General features: G+C 71.0%; 19 protein-coding genes and 1 riboswitch. Of the genes, 13 read left to right on the top strand and 6 right to left on the bottom strand.

Going from position 1 to position 16,079, the window contains the following annotated elements:
* Positions 1 to 24: 24 nt before the first annotated feature.
* Positions 25 to 777 carry a PspA/IM30 family protein gene (locus BJP65_RS04230; protein ID WP_055834714.1) on the bottom strand — a complete coding sequence of 251 codons (753 nt, stop codon included), beginning with the start codon at positions 775 to 777 and terminating at the stop codon, positions 25 to 27.
* A gap of 92 nt (positions 778 to 869) precedes the next feature.
* Positions 870 to 2,951 carry a YgcG family protein gene (locus BJP65_RS04225; RefSeq protein ID WP_070408318.1) on the bottom strand — a complete coding sequence of 694 codons (2,082 nt, stop codon included), beginning with the start codon at positions 2,949 to 2,951 and terminating at the stop codon, positions 870 to 872.
* A gap of 123 nt (positions 2,952 to 3,074) precedes the next feature.
* Here BJP65_RS04225 and BJP65_RS04220 point away from each other — a divergent pair, with 123 nt between their 5' ends.
* The 5 genes from BJP65_RS04220 to BJP65_RS04200 all read left to right on the top strand — a co-directional run bounded on the left by BJP65_RS04220 (position 3,075) and on the right by BJP65_RS04200 (position 7,526).
* Complete coding sequence (locus tag BJP65_RS04220) at positions 3,075 to 3,908, top strand: DUF3097 domain-containing protein (RefSeq protein WP_070408317.1); 834 nt, start codon at positions 3,075 to 3,077, stop codon at positions 3,906 to 3,908.
* Between the two features lie 104 nt (positions 3,909 to 4,012).
* Positions 4,013 to 4,735: a tRNA (guanosine(46)-N7)-methyltransferase TrmB gene (trmB, locus tag BJP65_RS04215; protein WP_070408316.1), complete on the top strand. Its 723-nt coding sequence runs from the start codon at positions 4,013 to 4,015 to the stop codon at positions 4,733 to 4,735.
* Positions 4,732 to 5,598 carry a CPBP family intramembrane glutamic endopeptidase gene (locus tag BJP65_RS04210; protein ID WP_070408315.1) on the top strand — a complete coding sequence of 289 codons (867 nt, stop codon included), beginning with the start codon at positions 4,732 to 4,734 and terminating at the stop codon, positions 5,596 to 5,598. Before trmB ends, BJP65_RS04210 begins: the two co-directional genes overlap by 4 nt.
* A gap of 86 nt (positions 5,599 to 5,684) precedes the next feature.
* Positions 5,685 to 5,749, top strand: a riboswitch (guanidine-III (ykkC-III) riboswitch).
* A gap of 10 nt (positions 5,750 to 5,759) precedes the next feature.
* Positions 5,760 to 6,083, top strand: a complete 324-nt coding sequence (locus BJP65_RS04205) for a multidrug efflux SMR transporter (protein WP_055834729.1) — start codon at positions 5,760 to 5,762, stop codon at positions 6,081 to 6,083.
* Between the two features lie 129 nt (positions 6,084 to 6,212).
* A complete protein-coding gene (locus BJP65_RS04200; RefSeq protein WP_156784805.1) occupies positions 6,213 to 7,526 on the top strand; it encodes a hypothetical protein in 1,314 nt (437 codons plus the stop codon).
* A gap of 69 nt (positions 7,527 to 7,595) precedes the next feature.
* On the opposite strand, the gene BJP65_RS16470 is transcribed toward BJP65_RS04200, so the two are convergent.
* Positions 7,596 to 7,766 carry a hypothetical protein gene (locus tag BJP65_RS16470; protein ID WP_156784804.1) on the bottom strand — a complete coding sequence of 57 codons (171 nt, stop codon included), beginning with the start codon at positions 7,764 to 7,766 and terminating at the stop codon, positions 7,596 to 7,598.
* Positions 7,767 to 7,995: 229 nt separating this feature from the next.
* On the opposite strand from BJP65_RS16470, the gene BJP65_RS04195 reads away from it, so the two are divergent.
* From BJP65_RS04195 to BJP65_RS04180, 4 genes are all read left to right on the top strand, one after another.
* Complete coding sequence (locus tag BJP65_RS04195; RefSeq protein ID WP_070408314.1) at positions 7,996 to 9,177, top strand: ATP-binding protein; 1,182 nt, start codon at positions 7,996 to 7,998, stop codon at positions 9,175 to 9,177.
* Positions 9,178 to 9,309: 132 nt separating this feature from the next.
* Positions 9,310 to 9,813: an SRPBCC family protein gene (locus tag BJP65_RS04190; RefSeq protein ID WP_070408313.1), complete on the top strand. Its 504-nt coding sequence runs from the start codon at positions 9,310 to 9,312 to the stop codon at positions 9,811 to 9,813.
* Entirely contained in the window at positions 9,810 to 11,291 is a 1,482-nt protein-coding gene (locus BJP65_RS04185; RefSeq protein ID WP_070408312.1) for an NAD(P)/FAD-dependent oxidoreductase, read from the top strand. The genes BJP65_RS04190 and BJP65_RS04185 overlap by 4 nt, the downstream gene beginning before the upstream one ends.
* 2 nt (positions 11,292 to 11,293) lie before the next feature.
* Positions 11,294 to 12,118, top strand: a complete 825-nt coding sequence (locus tag BJP65_RS04180; protein ID WP_070408311.1) for a DNA-formamidopyrimidine glycosylase family protein — start codon at positions 11,294 to 11,296, stop codon at positions 12,116 to 12,118.
* 133 nt (positions 12,119 to 12,251) lie between these two features.
* Here BJP65_RS04180 and BJP65_RS16465 read toward each other — a convergent pair whose 3' ends face one another.
* From BJP65_RS16465 to BJP65_RS04170, 3 genes are all read right to left on the bottom strand, one after another.
* Positions 12,252 to 12,401 carry a hypothetical protein gene (locus BJP65_RS16465; protein WP_156458740.1) on the bottom strand — a complete coding sequence of 50 codons (150 nt, stop codon included), beginning with the start codon at positions 12,399 to 12,401 and terminating at the stop codon, positions 12,252 to 12,254.
* A gap of 149 nt (positions 12,402 to 12,550) precedes the next feature.
* On the bottom strand, positions 12,551 to 12,892 hold the full coding sequence (locus BJP65_RS04175) for a hypothetical protein (protein WP_055834749.1): 342 nt from the start codon (positions 12,890 to 12,892) through the stop codon (positions 12,551 to 12,553).
* A 1-nt stretch (position 12,893) separates the two neighbouring features.
* A complete protein-coding gene (locus tag BJP65_RS04170) occupies positions 12,894 to 13,277 on the bottom strand; it encodes a hypothetical protein (protein WP_070408310.1) in 384 nt (127 codons plus the stop codon).
* A gap of 111 nt (positions 13,278 to 13,388) precedes the next feature.
* Here BJP65_RS04170 and BJP65_RS04165 point away from each other — a divergent pair, with 111 nt between their 5' ends.
* The 4 genes from BJP65_RS04165 (at position 13,389) to BJP65_RS04150 (ending at position 16,058) form a co-directional block, all read left to right on the top strand.
* Positions 13,389 to 13,943 (top strand): MarR family winged helix-turn-helix transcriptional regulator, encoded by a 555-nt coding sequence (locus BJP65_RS04165; RefSeq protein WP_083285697.1) that lies wholly within the window; start codon positions 13,389 to 13,391, stop codon positions 13,941 to 13,943.
* Positions 13,940 to 14,119 carry a hypothetical protein gene (locus tag BJP65_RS04160; protein ID WP_070408309.1) on the top strand — a complete coding sequence of 60 codons (180 nt, stop codon included), beginning with the start codon at positions 13,940 to 13,942 and terminating at the stop codon, positions 14,117 to 14,119. Before BJP65_RS04165 ends, BJP65_RS04160 begins: the two co-directional genes overlap by 4 nt.
* Before the next feature lie 69 nt (positions 14,120 to 14,188).
* A complete protein-coding gene (locus tag BJP65_RS04155; protein ID WP_070409836.1) occupies positions 14,189 to 14,548 on the top strand; it encodes a hypothetical protein in 360 nt (119 codons plus the stop codon).
* Positions 14,549 to 14,888: 340 nt separating this feature from the next.
* Positions 14,889 to 16,058 carry an RtcB family protein gene (locus BJP65_RS04150; RefSeq protein WP_070408308.1) on the top strand — a complete coding sequence of 390 codons (1,170 nt, stop codon included), beginning with the start codon at positions 14,889 to 14,891 and terminating at the stop codon, positions 16,056 to 16,058.
* The last annotated feature ends 21 nt before the right edge of the window (positions 16,059 to 16,079 follow it).

Raw genomic sequence — 16,079 nt, 5'->3', positions numbered from 1 at the left:
CGGGCGATGCACTCTCGGTGTCGATCAGAGGTCGGGGCTGGGCGCGTCGATCGCGGCGCGCTGGGGGCCGCCGACCTTCAGCGCGGCGAGACGTGCCTCGACCTCGGTGAGCTCGCCCACGTCGTCGAGCGCGTTGAACTGGGCGTCGATGCTGGAGGCCGCGAGCTCCTGCTTGCCGGCGGCGAGGGCTTCTTCGCGACGGATCTTGTCTTCGAAACGGCCGAGCTCGCTGGTGGGGTCGAGCACGTCGATCGACTTGACCGCGTCGTGCACCTTGTTCTGGGCCTCGGCGACCTTGGCACGGGCGAGCAACTCGCTGCGCTTGGAGCGCAGCTGCTCGAGCTTGCCCTTCATGCCGTTGAGGCCGTCCTTGAGCTTGTCGACGACCTCGGTCTGCGACGCGATCGTGGGCGCGGCCGACTTCGCCTCGCTCTCGGCGGTGATCTGACGCTGCAGGGCGATCTTCGCGAGGTTGTCGAACTTGTCGGCCTCGCTCGCGTTGCCGGTGGCGCGCAGCTCGTCGCCCTTGCGGCTGGCGGCGAGGGCCTTGTTGCCCCACTCGGCCGCCGCCTGCACGTCTTCTTGGTGGTCGCGCTCGAGCAGACGCAGGTTGCCGATGGTCTCGGCGATGGCCGACTCGGCGTCGGCGATCGAGTTCGAGTAATCGCGCACGAGCTGGTCGAGCATCTTCTGCGGGTCCTCGGCCTGATCGAGGAGCGAATTGATGTTCGCGCGAACGAGGGTCGAGATGCGACCGAAGATGGACTGCTTGGCCATGCGGGGTGTTCCTTCCTGAGGGCGACGATGTCGAGTCTGGTGTCGGATGCTACGAATTCTCTGTGATCGGCCCGGTCGCCGGTAGGGGTGGATCAGCGTCGATTGACACGTCCTCCGCCGGAACGGCTGCGTCCGCCGCCGCCCCCGGCCCTGCCGCCTCCGCTGCGGGAGCGTCCGCCGCCGCCGAAGCCCCCGAAGCCGCCCGAGCCGCCGCTCCGTCCGCCGCCGCCGAAGCCGCCGAGGCCACCCAGGCCGCCGCCGCCGAAGCCGCCGCGTCGGCCACCGCCGCCGAGCAGAGAGTTGATCGCGATCCCGCCGAGCAGAGCGCCCATCATGTCGCCGCCCCCGCCCTGACCCCCGCCGCCGCCGAAGGCGCCGACGTCGTTCTGGGCGAGCGACCCCGCCTGCGAGCCCAGCTGCGCGGCGCGCTGGGCGAGCGACAGCGCCGCCGCCGGGTCGGTGGAGCGCGTCTGCTCCGCCTGCACGAGGGCGGCGCCGGCCTCGGCCAGGCGCGTGCGTGCGGTGGGCCCCACGGCTCCGCGCCGTGCCGAGATGAAGTCCTCGGTCGCCGACACCTGGGCGCGGGCCTGGGCCAGCGTGCCGTCGAGTTGGCTCTCGGCGCGGCGGCGTCGCTCGGCGGCGTCACGGGCTTCGTCGAGCACGGCGTCGATGGTCGCGTTGGCCTGCTGCAACCCCTCGAGGGCGCGCAGGGGACTGGGGCGCGGGGGAGCCAGGGTCGCGCGGGCGGCGTCGAGCTGCGATCGCGCCGAGGCGGCCGCTCCGGCGATGCGTCCGTCGGCGTCGGTGAGCTGCGCCGCCGCCGCGAGGTCTCCCTCGATCTCGGCGACGAGTGCGCCGGCCCGCTGCTGCGCGTCGGCGAGGTCGGTGCCGAGAGTCGTGATCGCGCGCTCCAGCACGTCGGCCTGGGCGACCGCGGCTTGGGCGGCGCGGATGGCGACCGCCGCCTCGCCCGTGCGCCCGGCGCCGAGGGCCGCCTGCGCCGCGGCCGTCTGCTCAGCGGCGAGGTCGAGTCGGGCGCGCGCCTGCACGGGGTTGTCGGCGACGGTGGTCAGGGCGTCGTCGGCATACTGCGCACGCAGACGCGCGAGATCCGCCTCGGCCGCAGCCAGGGCCGCCGCGACGGCCGTCTGCTGCTGCGTCGTGGCGGCCAGGGCGGCGGGGGCGTCGGCCTCCAGCGCCCGCAACTCGTCGAAGGCCGCGGTCTTGGCATCGAGTGCCGCGTCGGCGGCGGCGCACAGGCGCAGGATCTCGGCGTACCCGGCGCGCTGCTGCTCGGGGGTCTCGGGGGTCTCGTCGTCGAGCTGCTGCTGGATCGAGAAGGCCGCGTCGAGGTCGGCCTTGGCCTGGGCCAGCACCTCGACGAACGGTGCGGCGGCGGCGTCGCCGAACTGGGCGCGGGCGAAGCCGAGCTCCTGCTCGCTGGTCTTGACGGCGTCGTCGGTGGCGACCAACGCCGACCCCGCGCGCCGGGAGAGGTCGTCGATGCTCTCGGCGGGGCCTCCCGCGGCGCCCGCCGTCGCGCGCCGACGACGCAGGCCGAACCACACGAGTCCGCCCGCGATGGCCACGAGGAGCAGGCCCACCACCACGATGGGTCCGATCGCCGGTCCGCTCTGCGTGGCGGGAGTGGGCGGGGGAGCGGGCTGGTTGCCCCCCGCTTCGGAGTAGGCGGCGCGGATGCCGTCGGCCGCCGAGATCGCCGCCCCCGCGTCGTCGCCCGCGGCGAGCAGGGGCTGCACGCGTTCCTGTTCGATGGCGCCGAGCTGCGCGGCGGTCAATGCGCCGTCGTCGACGTCGCCCGAGAGGTAGAACGTGGCGGCGCCGTCTTCGATCGCGACGGCGAGCAGGTACTGGTGGGGTCCGAGCTGGTTGCGGTTGGCCGTCTCGTTCGCCCAGTCCTCGGCGGCGGGTGGGTCGGTGAACCCGTCGACGTACACGACCCACAGGTCGAGCCCCGTCTGCGTGGACAGCGTGATCATGCGCGACTGCACCTGCGCCTCTTGCGCGTCGGTGAGCACGTCGGCCTGGTCGACGACGTAGCTGGAGCCCAGCGAGGGAGGGGGGACGGCGAGGGCCGCGAGAGGCCCGCCGAGGATTCCCCCCACGGCCAGCAGCAGAATCGCCAGCACGTGTGCCGCCTTCGGCTTTCGCATGCCTCCCCTTTCGACGACCCGAAGTCCCCAGCCTATAAACGACCGCCGACACCGGGGAAGGACCGGCGCGTCCGCTGTCAGCGCACAATCGCGCCGCCTAGGCTCGAGCGTTCGGAGGTACCCATGGACGACCGTTACGGCACCGATGTGCTCGCCCGCGGCTGGCGCGACGCCGGACGCACCCCGCCCGCCCGCGTCGCGGCATCCGCAGACCTGGTCGTCGAAGTGGTCGGCGACGGATTCTGCGGAGCGGTGACCCGCGTCGACGGCATGAACGTCGAGCTCGAGGACCGCTTCGGCAAGCGACGCCTGTTCCCCCTCGGCGGCGGCTTCCTCGTCGACGGCGCCCCGGTGGTGCTCGACGCGCCGTCGGCGGCCCCGAAGGGACGCACGCGCACGGCCTCGGGCTCGTTCGCCGTCGCCGATCAGCGCGCCCGCACCGCCCGCGCGAGCCGCATCTTCGTCGAGGGCAAGCACGACGCCGAGCTCGTCGAGAAGGTCTGGGGCGCCGACCTGCGCGCCGAGGGCGTGGTCGTGGAGTTCCTCGAGGGCGTCGACCTGCTCGAACAGGCCCTGGATGCCGAGCCCCCCACCGCCGAGCGTCGCTACGGCGTGCTCGTCGACCACCTCGTGCCGAACTCCAAGGAGTCGCGGATCGCCGACAAGATCGCCCGAGGCCGCCACGGCGCGCACGTGCGGATCGTCGGCCACCCCTTCGTCGACGTCTGGCAGTGCGTCACGCCCCGCGCCCTCGGCATCGCCGCGTGGCCGGAGGTGCCCCGCGGCATCGAGTGGAAGGTCGGCGTCTGCCGCGCCCTCGGCTGGCCCGCCGAGGAGCAGGCCGACACGGCCCGCGCGTGGCAGCACATCCTGTCGCGCGTCACCACGTTCCGCGACCTCGAACCGGCCCTGCTCGGCCGCGTCGAGGAACTCATCGACTTCGTGACCGTCCCGTGAGCGGCCGCAAGCGCGCCACCTCGCGAGAGTCGCCGGAATCTGTCGCTCCCGCCGACGAGACGCGACAGAATAGGGCGACTCGCGCGGCGGATAGCCTGGATGCCATGGATGCCGCGCCCGTCTTCCGCGACAAGCCCGTGTCGTTCGTCCGGCGCAGCGGACGCATGTCCGAGGCGCAGGACCGCGCCTGGGCGGAGTTCTCGCCGACCTACCTGCTCCCCGTCGAGCGGGGCGCGGCCACCACGAGCGTCAAAGAGGGATCGGCGATCGACCCGGTCGAGGTCTACGGCCGTCGCGCCCGCCTGACCGTCGAGATCGGTTCGGGCCAGGGGCACCAGATCGTGTCGGCCGCCGCCGCCGATCCCGACAACGACTTCCTCGCGGTCGAGGTGTTCACCGCCGGCCTCGCCCGCACCATGCTCGACGCCGACCGCGCGGGGGTGAAGAACCTCCGACTCGCCGAGGCCAACGCCCCCGAGGCGCTGGAGCACCTGCTGCCGACCGGCTCCGTCGACGAGCTGTGGGTGTTCTTCCCCGATCCCTGGCACAAGAACAAGCACACCAAGCGGCGACTGATCGCCCCCGATTTCGTCCGCGTCGCCGCCCTGGCGCTGCGGCCCGGGGCGACGCTGCGCCTCGCGACCGACTGGCAGGACTACGCCGACCAGATGCGCGAGGTGCTCGACGAGGCGCCCGAGTTCTCGCGGGCCTTCTCGGGCGACTGGGCGGAACGCTTCGAGGGCCGCGTGCTCACCGCGTTCGAGCAGAAGGGGCTGCGGGTGGGTCGCGACATCCGCGACCTGACGTACACGCGGGTGGCGCCGTGACCGCGCACGCCGCGGTCGCCGAGCGCGAGCGCTCCACGCTCTCGCTGAAACTCGTGCCGGCGCTGCTGGTCTGCCTCGCCGCCCCGGCGCTGTTCGTCGTACAGGTCATCTGGCTCGGCTGGCTGCTGCTGGCTCTGGCCGTGGCATCCGGAATCCTCGTCGACCGGCGCGCCGGCGTCGCCGTCGTCCCCGGTCGCGACCCCGAGCCGAGCATCGCCCGCGACGTCTCGCTCGTCGCCCTCGGTCAGTTCATCGTCAGCCTCATCCCGCTGCAGGCCGAGCTCGACAACGCCGCCTTCCTGCGTTTCACGCTCGCGCTGGGCGGGGCCGTGCTCGTGCCGTACGTGATCTCGAGGTTCGTCTACCGCGACCACGCGATCCGTTTCCCGTGGCGCGGCGGCGGGCGGTGGACGTGGTGGCAGTGGGCGTGGCTGGGCGGCGTGATCGTGCTCGGCTACCTGATCCTGCCGTTCTACTTCATCACCTCCGGCGTCTACATGAACTGGCCGGTCGTCGACACCCCCGAGATGATCGCGCGCCTGTTCGTCGGCGTGGGCGCGGTGGGCATCTGGGACGAGCTGTTCTTCATCTGCACGGTGTTCGTGCTCCTGCGTCGGCATTTCCCCGACCTCACGGCCAATCTGCTGCAGACGATCGTGTTCGTGTCGTTCCTGTGGGAGCTCGGCTACCAGGCCTGGGGTCCGGCGCTGACGATCCCGTTCGCCCTCATCCAGGGCTTCCTGTTCTTGAAGACCCGGTCGCTCTGGTACGTCGTGACGGTGCACCTGCTGTTCGACGCCGTCGTCTTCGGGGTGTTGGTGCACGCCCACAACCCCGGCGCGGCATCGATCTTCCTCATCTGAGGTCGATCCCGGATGCCGGGCCCCGGCGTCGTTCGCGTCGTCCGACCCGTGCACGGGTGCTGCCCAGGCGCGCTCGCTAACCTGAGGGTCGGACGCCTCCCGCGTCCCCGGACGACGGATCAGTACCCGGACTGCGACAAGACTGGCCAAGGAGCACAGCCATGTCGTGGATCGTCCTCATCGTGTCTGGTGTCCTCGAGGCCGTCTGGGCCACCGCCCTCGGGCGTTCCGAGGGCTTCACCAAGCTCTGGCCGAGCGTCGTCTTCGGCGTCGCGCTGGTGGCATCCATGGGCGGGCTCGCCTATGCGATGCGGGACATCCCCACCGGCACGGCGTACGCGGTGTGGGTCGGCATCGGCGCCGCACTGACGGTGGTGGTCGCCATGATCAGCGGCGCCGAGGCGATCTCGGTCGTGAAGGTGCTGCTCGTGCTGGGCCTCGTCGGGTGCGTGATCGGCCTGAAACTGGTGGGCGACGCCCACTGACCAGGGGATTTCCTGAAAGTCAACCGCAGGGAACGTTCGGGTTGATCCGCTACTATCTGGCTTCACTGCACTTGTCCGGGCCCGACACCGTCGTCACTCGCCCACATCTTCCCCTGTGAAAGGTTCCGAGTGAGCGCACCGCCGAGCGAGCTTGCCTCCCCGACGCGTCCGTCGCGCGTCATCGAGCGACCGAGTCGACTCGACCGCCTGCGCGACTCCCGAGTGGGTCGGGCACTGCGTCAGTACGGGCACGACGTGCTGCGTACGCCCGAGGGCATCGTCCCGGTCGAGCGCGGCGCGTTCACGCGCGTGCTGCTGCTGTGGGCCATCGCCCGCGCGGTCAACTTCGGTTTCCTGTGGGGCTTCTACTCGATCGCCAAGGCGGCGCGGTGGGGCTTCGGTCCCGACAGCGAGCGCCTCGGCACGTTCTTCGACTACCTGACCGGGTGGGACGCCGACCGCTACGGCCAGATCGCCGCGCAGGGCTACCCCACCTCGCTGCCGATGAACGTCTCGGGCGACATCCTTCCGAACAACTGGGCGTTCCTGCCGGTGTTCCCCACGATGGTGCGCGTGCTGTCGGGCGCGACGGGCCTCGGGTGGCAGCCGGTCGCGATCCTGCTGAGCATGGGCGCGAGCCTGGGTGCGACGTGGCTGCTCTTCCTGCTGCTGCGCACGGTCACCAAGCCGCAGCCGGCGTGGTGGGCCGTGGTGTTCTTCTCCTTCGCCCCGATGTCGTTCCTCTTCGTGATCGGCTACAGCGAGGGCCTGTTCATGCTGCTGATGTTCGCCGGCATGCTGCTGGCGATCAAACGGCGGTATCTCTGGATCCTGCCGATCGGTCTGATGACGGCGTACACGCGTCCCGGGGTCCTTGCCCTGGGGTTGGCGCTCGGCATGGTCTTCCTGGTGCGGTTCTTCCGCCGCCGGGTCGACCCGTTCCCCGTGCGCGAGTGGGCCTCGCTCATGGCGAGCGGGCTCGTCATCGCCGCCGCGGGACTGTCGTGGAACCACATCGCGCAGCACTTCACGGGCACGCACAACGCCTACATCCGCACCGAGCTCGGATGGTGGCTCGACTACGTCGGAAACGACGAGTTCACCCCGTTCACGCCGTGGTTCCGCCAGGCGGGAACGCACCTGGGCGTCGTGGGCATCATCCTGGTCGTCGCCCTCATCGTGGCCTTCCTGGCCCTGATGTGGTCGCGTCCCGTTCGCCGCATGGGCCTCATGGTCGTCACCTACGGCTTCAGCTACGGCATCTACATCCTGGCCGTGTTCCTCCCGCAGCAGAGCACGTTCCGACTGCTCATGCCGATGGCGCCCCTGATGGGCGACGAACGGTGGTCGTCGACGCCCCGGCGTCGCACGGCGATCCTCGTCGGATGCCTCGTGTTGCAGGTCGTGGCGATCCTGCTGCTGTGGACCCGCGGCAACCCGTGATCCGCTGACCTCCGAACGACGAAGGGGCGACGCCGTGACGGCGTCGCCCCTTCGTCGTTCTCACGGGCGTCAGTCGGGTCGGCCGGCCGGATCGATGGCGTCGATCATGTCCTGCTCGACGGCGTTGTCGGCATCCATCTCGGCCGTGCCGACCGCGCCGCTCTCGTCGTCGGCGAAGGCTCCCGCGGAGTCGTCGTCGTGACCGGCCGGTGCGGGCGCGGTCTCGGGAGCGAGCGGCACCGTGGGTTCGGCGGGGGTCGGGACCGTCGGTTCCGACGGGGTCGGAGCGAGCGGTTCGTCGGGAATCGACGGGGTTCCCGGGTCGGAGGGAGCCTGGGGGAGGGGGTCGGGGTGCTCATGCCCCCACTCTGGGTGCCGCGTGCCGATCGGGCGACCCCCTTTCCGCCGGACCCCGCGGGGTGTACCGGCGCTAGGCTCGACGACGGGGGAACGACGTGAAGGGAAAGACGTGTCCACGGCGCACGATGTGACGCGACGCGAGGCGATCGCGCAGTACCGACTTGTCGGCGAACCATCCGAGCCCGATCTTCAGGGGCTCGTCGAGCTCGCGGCGACCATCTGCGGGGTTCCCACCGCGGTGATCAACATCATCGACGATCGCATGCAGCACCAGATCGCGGCGGTCGGCATTCAGGCGGCGTCGTGCGCCCGCGAGGACTCCATGTGCGCCGCGGTCATCAGCACGCCCGGACGCGTCGTCGTGCCCGACGCGCGTCTCGACGAACGGTTCGCGCGGAGTGGTTTCGTCACGGGCGAGATCGCCCACGTGCGTTTCTACGCGTCGAGCCCCCTGATCACCCCGGCCGGTGTCGCGATCGGAACGCTGTGCGTCTTCGACGACGTGGTCGGAGAACTCTCGGATGCCAGCAGCCGCGCCCTCGATCTGCTCGCCCACCAGGTGATCGATGTGCTCGAGCTGCGTCGCGTGCAGCGCGACCTGATCGAATCGAACGCGTCGCTCGAGCACTTCGCCGTGCAGGTCAGCCACGACCTGCGCAACCCGCTGACGGCGCTGACGGGCTTCATCGAGCTCGCCTCGGACAGCCCCGAGATGGCGGCCGCGCCGCGCGCGGCGCAGTCGCTCGTCCGCGCAGAGGCCGCCGCCGGACGCATGACGTCGATGGTCACCGACCTGCTCGACTTCGCGCGCATGGGGGGCACGCGCCCCCACCTCGTCGAGGTCGACGTCGCCGACACCGTCGATGCGGTGCTCGAAGACCTCGACGGCGCTCTCGTGCGCACCGGCGCCGAGGTGACCGTCGACGCCTCGGCCCGGGTGATCGCCGACGACACTCTGCTCCGCGTGCTGCTGCAGAACCTCATCGCCAACGCGGTGAAGTTCACGGTGGCCGCCGAGAAGACGCCGACCATCCGCGTGAGCGTCGAGGTCCTGCCCGACGGCTGGCGCATCAGCGTCGACGACAACGGCGAGGCGGTCGAGCCCGAGCTGCGCGAACGCGTGTTCGAGCCCATGCAACGCGGCCACGGTGGCGAGGTTCCGGGCATCGGCATCGGTCTGGCGACGTGCCGGCGCATCGTCGACGCACATCGGGGATCGATCGGACTCGATGCCTCGCCCGCCGGAGGTACCCGGGCCTGGTTCGTGCTCCCTCTGCAAGACGCCGCCTGACCGATACCGGCCGCAGCCGTCGGACGCAACCATCGCGACACGGTGCCGCGCGGGCCGTAGCGTGGGCCCATCGAGACGCGGCGCCCCGTCATCCGTCTCGCCCGAACCCCCGCCGCCGAGGAGGAGCGTCCCATGGCCCGCAATGTGCGACTGATGCGCTGCACCCCCGACGACGTCTTCCGCGTGCTGGCGAACGGGTGGCTCTACCCCCTGTGGGTGGTGGGGACCTCGCGGATGCGCGACGTCTCCGAGGCCTGGCCGGCCGAGGGCTCCACGCTGCACCACTCCTTCGGGTCGTGGCCCGCCCTGATCAACGACACCACCACCATGCGCGTGTGGGAGCCGCCGTATCGCGCGGTGCTCGAACCGCACGGCGGTCCCATCGGTGTCGCCCGCGTGGCGATCGACGTGAAGGCGCGCGGTGACATGTGCGTCGTCCGTATTCAGGAAGAGCCGGTCACCGGGCCGACGACCCTGCTTCCCGACACGGTCTTCGACGCGATCACGCGCTGGCGCAACGCCGAGACCCTGCACCGCCTCGCCTACCTGGCGGAGGGGGGCGCCCCCGGAACACAGGGCGGAGCGTCGGCCCTCGGGCACGAATCCACCGCTCAGAGGGAGCCGATCGACCGATGAGCGAGACCTACGACGCGATCATCGTCGGATCCGGACCCAACGGCTTGGCCGCGGCGGTCACCCTGGCGCGCGCGGGGTTGTCGGTCGCGGTGTACGAGCGTTCGACGACCTTCGGGGGCGCCGCCTCGACGGCCGAACTGACCCTGCCCGGTTTCCGGCACGACGTGGGCTCGGCGGTTCATCCCCTCGCCCTCGAATCGTGGTTCTTCCGCGAGTTCGGTCTCGATCGGCGCGTGCCGCTCATCGTTCCCGAGATCTCGTACGCGCACCCCCTCGACGGCGGACGCGCCGGACTCGCCTACCGCGATCTCTCCCGCGCGGCCGAGGGCCTGGGCGTCGACGGTCCCGCCTATGAACGCCTCATGCGTCCCCTCGTCGATCACCTGCGCGGGGTCGCCGACTTCACCGGCAACGCCCTCCTGCGTGTGCCGGGCGATCCCCTCGCGGCCTTCTTCTTCGGCATCCGCTCTCTTGAGCAGGGCGGGCCCTGGTGGAACGCGCGGTTCCGCGAAGACGTCGCGCCGGCGCTGGCCACCGGTGTCTCCGCGCACACGATCCTGCACCAGCCGAGCCTCGCGGCCGGCGGTGCCGGTCTCGTGCTCGCCACCTACGGGCACGGCCGCGGATGGCCGATCCCCGTCGGCGGCAGCCAATCGATCGCCGACGCGATGATCGCCGACATCCGCGCGCACGGGGGCGTGTTCCACGCGGGCGTCGAGGTCACCGCCCTCGAGGAGTTGCCGCCGTCGCGGGCGGTGCTGCTCGACACGACGCCGCGGGCATTGATCCGCCTGGCCGGTGACCGGATGCCGGCGGGGTACCGCCGCGCCCTGCAGCGGTTCCGCTACGGCGGGGGTGTCGCCAAGGTCGACTTCGCGCTGAGCGACCCCGTGCCGTGGACCCACCCCGACATCGGCGGCGCCGGAACGGTGCACATCGGCGGGACGCGAGCCGAGATCGCCGCGGCCGAGAACGCCGTCGCGCGCGGCGATCTGCCCGACGCGCCCTACGTGCTCGCCGCGCAGCCGACGCTCTTCGACCCCACCCGTGCGCCCGAGGGCAAGCACGTGCTCTGGGCGTACACGCACGTGCCGGCGGGGAGCCCCGCCGACCGCGAGGAGGCGGTGGTGCGTCAGATCGAGCGCTTCGCGCCCGGCTTCCGCGACACGGTTCTGGCCTCGTCGTCGCGCACGGCCGTCGACATCGCCGCGTGGAATCCGAACTTCCCCGGCGGCGACATCTCGGCGGGCGCGCCGACGCTCCCTCAGCTGCTGGGGCGGCCGGTGTACAGCCCCGAACCCTGGCGCACCCCGATGAAGGGCGTGTACCTGTGCTCCTCGTCGACGAGTCCGGGGCCGGGGGTGCACGGCCTCGCCGGGTGGCAGGCGGCCCTCAGCGCCCTGCGGCACGAGTTCGGCACGCGCCTGCGGCCCGACCTCGCCCCGCGCGCCGACCAGGTCTTCACCTCGGCGCCCTGACGGTGCCCGAGGGTGACAGTGTTCTGCGCCTGCGTCGGCGGTTGGATGCCGCGACGCGCGGGGCGCGCGTGGTCGAGGGCGAGTTGCGTTCCGGTTCGGCGGCCGGCAGGTCGCTCGCGGGGCTGCGGATCGAGGGGTACGACACCCACGGCAAACACCTGCTCACCCGGTTCGACGATGCCACCACCCTGCACACGCACCTGCGCATGCAGGGCAGCTGGACGATCACGCGCGCCGGTCGCTCCCTGCCGACGGCCGAGCGCGAGCGGGCGCGCGTGCGTCTGCGCTTCGACGACGGCCGGGAGATGTGGGGCATCGACCTCCCCGTCGTCGAGCTCGTCGCGACGGCCCGCGAGCGCGACGTGATCGGTCACCTGGGCCCCGATCCGCTGCGCGACGACTGGGATGCCGCCGAGGCGGTGCGCCGGCTGTCGGTGCGGCCGGAGCGCACGTTCGTCGCCGCCCTGCTCGACCAGACGCGCATCGCCGGTCTCGGCAACCTGTGGGTGAACGAACTCGCCTTCCTGCGCGGCATCCATCCCTTCGCGCCGATCGGGGCGACGGATCTGCCTGCGCTGGTGGCCCTCGCCGCGCGGTGCCTGCGGACGTCGGCGACCGTGCCGGGGATGTACCAGGTGACGACGGGCGACCGACGCCGTGGTTCGTCGCACTGGGTGGCGGGCCGTGCGGGACGCCCGTGTCTGCGGTGCGGTACCCGGGTCCACGTGCGCGCCGAGGTGGCCGACGACCCCGAGCGACGGCGCACCTGGTGGTGCCCGCGGTGCCAGCCGGTGCCCTCGGGCGCCGAGGTCGGATCACCGGGGTAGAACAGCGGCCGCCGAGAACGAGAACCAACTGCGCGTCACGGCGCGGTGTCGGTACCGCCGAACGCCGGGGCTGTCGCGACGCCGGCGGCCCTCGTCGCCGAGGAGCCGCCGGACCGTCGCGTGCGGTACGCGATCAGGAGATGTCGCCGGTGGGGGAGTCCGCGGTGTTCGACGCGTCGTCGGCGTCCTTCTGGGCCGCCGCCCCCTCTTCGGGGGATTCGCTTCCCGCGCCGTTCGAGTCCTGGTCGGGGGCGTCGTCGGTGCGTCCGTCGATGTCGGTCATGTCGTCTCCATCCGTCAGGGGTCGTCGTGTCGACCCGGGCCGACGCTGTCACGCGTCGACGTACGTGTCCAGGGGGTCGACGAGGGCCGGGCGCCGCTGCGCGCGCCGCGGCATGCAGACACGGGCATGGCGGGGGAGCCCGGTTTCTCTCACAGGAACGGGGCGAGGGCGCCGGCCGTCAGCGCGAACGCCAGGGCCGTGCCGCCGACGACCGTGGCCGCGGTGGCAGTCGCACGTTCGGCGCGGTGACGCCGGGCCGTGTTGGCCGGGTGCGTCGTCGAACGCAGAGAGGATTTCGCGGCGGAGAGCTCGTCGTAGCGACCGACGGGGATGCCGTGCGCGTCGCGCGAGACGTATCCGCCGGTGACCTGGTCGACGCAACCGAAGTATTCGCCGCCGCGATGGGCGACCCAGAAGCCGGTGTCGACCTTCGCCCAGAGGACACGGGTGGAGGCGAGCGCGCTGAGAGGCGCGAGGGAAGCGGTGCTCATGTCACGCCGCCACAGACAGGCTGGGGCGCCGAGCAGCGGGCGCGGTGCCGCGCGTCGCGGCGGCACGGGCGGGTGCCTCGGCCGTGGGGATCTCGGCGTTCAGGTCGACGACCAGACCGGCCGACGAGTTCGCCATGTCGGCCATGTCCTTGAGAACGCGGGGGTTCAGGGACTCGGGCTCGGCCGAATCGAAGACGAATCGCATCGGGATCGCCGGCTGCAGCCAGATCGTCGATCGTCCCGGGGTGCCGTCGACGTGAGCCCAGCTCAGAGTGAAGCTCTCGCTGCGGCGGAGTTTGGTGGTCGCGACGACCTTCAGGTGCGACAGCAGTCGATCGGGGATCTGGATCGACTCGCTCGTCGTGCCGTAGAACAACTGCCCCATGGGGTTCTCCTCTCGCAGCGGTTTGCTGGTTTACAAACATACTCGACTAGTAACTAGTTTGTCTAACTATTGGTTTGGCGATATAGTTTCTCCACCAGGGAGGAGTGTGTCGTGACAGATGTCCGCGTCGTGCCTCGCGAGAGCGCCTCTCCGACCGACTCCGCTGAGCCGAGCTACTGGTACGGCGACGAACCCGCCGACCGACGTATGCGCAGCAAGGCCGTCCTCGAATCGCTCCGGGTGTACCGCGCGGCCGAGGTCGCGATGCGTCGCCGCACGCGCGACTCGATGTCGATGGGCGAGAACGAGTTGCTCGTTCTGCGTTACCTGCTGCGCGATTCCTCCCGCCGCGTACGACCGGGGGAGTTGACGAAGTACCTGGGTCTGTCGACGGCGTCCACCACGGCCATCCTCGACCGGTTGGAGCGATCCGGGCACCTCACCCGCGCCGCCAATCCCGACGACCGCCGCAGCATCTTCGTGCAGGCGACGCCGCGCGCCGATGCAGAGGTGCGGCAGACCCTGGGCACCATGCACGACCGCATGCTGGCCGCGGTGATCGACATGACACCCGAAGAATCGGCGAGCGTCGTCGCCTTCCTCCGGCGCATGAGCGACGCGGTCGACGGCGTTGCGGTCGAGACCCCGGCGGTCGACTCCCCGTGATCTACGTGCTCGTCGGCGGCCCCCGCGACGGACAGCACGTGGATGATCTGCCGCGCGGCTACCGTCTGTCGCTGGGCGACCCGCAGCCCGAACCGTTCGGCGAGTTCGAGACGGTTCGCGCCGTGTGGTTCGAGCTCGACGAGGCGATGTTCCGCACGGTGCAGCGACGCGACTGATCGGTACCTCACGTCGGCACGCCCGGCAACCCGGCCCCGTCGGGCGTCGGTGACCCGCAGTCTGTGAGCATGCGCTGTGTCACCTACGCCGGAGAAACCGTCCTCACCACCGATGACGTCGCGTCGTCCCTGATTCTGTTGACGGCGGCGGTGGCGAAGGAAGGCCAAGCCGAGGCCGTCAGCATCCCGATCGTCACCGACGACAAGAAGGTCGCCCAGGCGGAACTCGTCATCGGAGTCGGTAACGACGTGCTGTCGGCACCGGTCGACTGGACCGACGAGGAGCCGGACTTCTCGCACGCGGCCCAGGAGCTGAAGGACCACCGTCTCTTCCCGCGGACGCACCTGCGCGCCGTCGAGCCCGCGGAGTCCGACGAGGGCGACGGCGAGCCCATCGACTGGGACTTCGACCAGCCGACACGGGCCTGACGCCTGTGCGGGTGAGGCCCGGGCTCCGCAGGGTGGGAGTCACGCCGCGAGCCTTGCGTCGGGTTCGCGGCGTCCGCTATGTTCGCAAGTCCGTGTCGACCGGCACGATGAGCCGAGGGGACGACACGATGACCGCGATGCGCGATCTTCGTCAGGAGCAGCAGGACGCATACCTGCCGTTCCTGCTTTCGTCGTACCCTCCGGTGCCGGCCGCCTAGACCTCGTTCTCTCGCGCCCCGCCCGTCAGGTCGGGGCTTTTCTCTTTCCACCGTGTGGGGGAGTGCTCCGACCGGAGCTCACCCCGACCGCGCATCCGCGCACCACACGAAGGAAAGGACCCATGCAGAAGCTCACCGAACGACTGGTGTCGTGGGCGAGCCTGATCGATGACAAGACCATCGAACAGGCCCGTACCTCGTCACGCATGCCGTTCATCTACCCCCACCTCGCCCTCATGCCCGACGCCCACCTGGGCCTGGGTGCGACGGTCGGGTCGGTCATCCCGACTCTCGGAGCGATCATGCCCGCGGCCGTCGGGGTCGACATCGGCTGCGGCATGATCGCGGTCAAGACGCAGTTCACGTCGTCCGATCTGGCCGGTCGCGACCTCGCGGAGCTGCGCCAGCAGATCGAGCGTGCCATCCCGCTGTCGGCCGGTCGCGACAACCGCAAGATCGTCGCCACCGCCGAGCCGCGCGTGGCCGAGCTCGAGTCGCTCGCCGAGAAGGCCGAATTCGACCCCGCGAAGTACGCCGGTCACTGGCGTCACCAGCTCGGTTCGCTGGGCAGCGGCAACCACTTCATCGAGATCTCGCTCGACGAGAACGACGACGTGTGGATGTTCCTGCATTCCGGCTCCCGGGGCGTCGGCAACCGCATCGCGCAGCACCACATCAAGGTCGCGCAGCGTCTGGCGAAGCAGTGGTGGATCGAGCTCCCGCATCCCGACCTGGCGTACCTCGTCGAGGGGACCCCGGAGTTCACGCGCTACATCCGCGAGCTCCGGTGGGCACAGCACTTCGCCCTGCTGAACCGTGAGGAGATGATGGATCGCGTCGCGAATCAGCTCGGACGCTTCCTCGACACGACCGTCGAGGAGCGGGAGCGCATCAACTGCCACCACAACTTCACGGAGTCCGAGAGGCACTTCGGCAAGCGCGTGTGGGTCTCGAGGAAGGGTGCCATCATGGCCGACGAAGGTCGGCCGGGGCTCATCCCCGGGTCGATGGGCACCGCGTCGTACGTCGTCGAGGGGCGCGGCAATCCTGTCGCGCTGAACTCGTCACCGCACGGAGCAGGCCGGGAGTACTCGCGATCGGCGGCCCGCAAGACCTTCACGCACGAGCATTTGCGCGACGCGATGGCGGGCATCGAGTACCGCGACACCGACGCGTTCATCGACGAGATCCCGCAGGCGTACAAGCCGATCGATCGGGTCATGGCGGACGCCGCCGACCTGGTGAGCGTGCGACACACGCTGCGGCAGATCGTCAACGTGAAGGGCGACTGAACAGGATGCCGCGGGCGCGGC

Source organism: Microbacterium sp. BH-3-3-3, from assembly GCF_001792815.1.
Lineage (GTDB): Bacteria > Actinomycetota > Actinomycetes > Actinomycetales > Microbacteriaceae > Microbacterium.
This window is presented reverse-complemented; position numbering and strand designations above follow the sequence as displayed.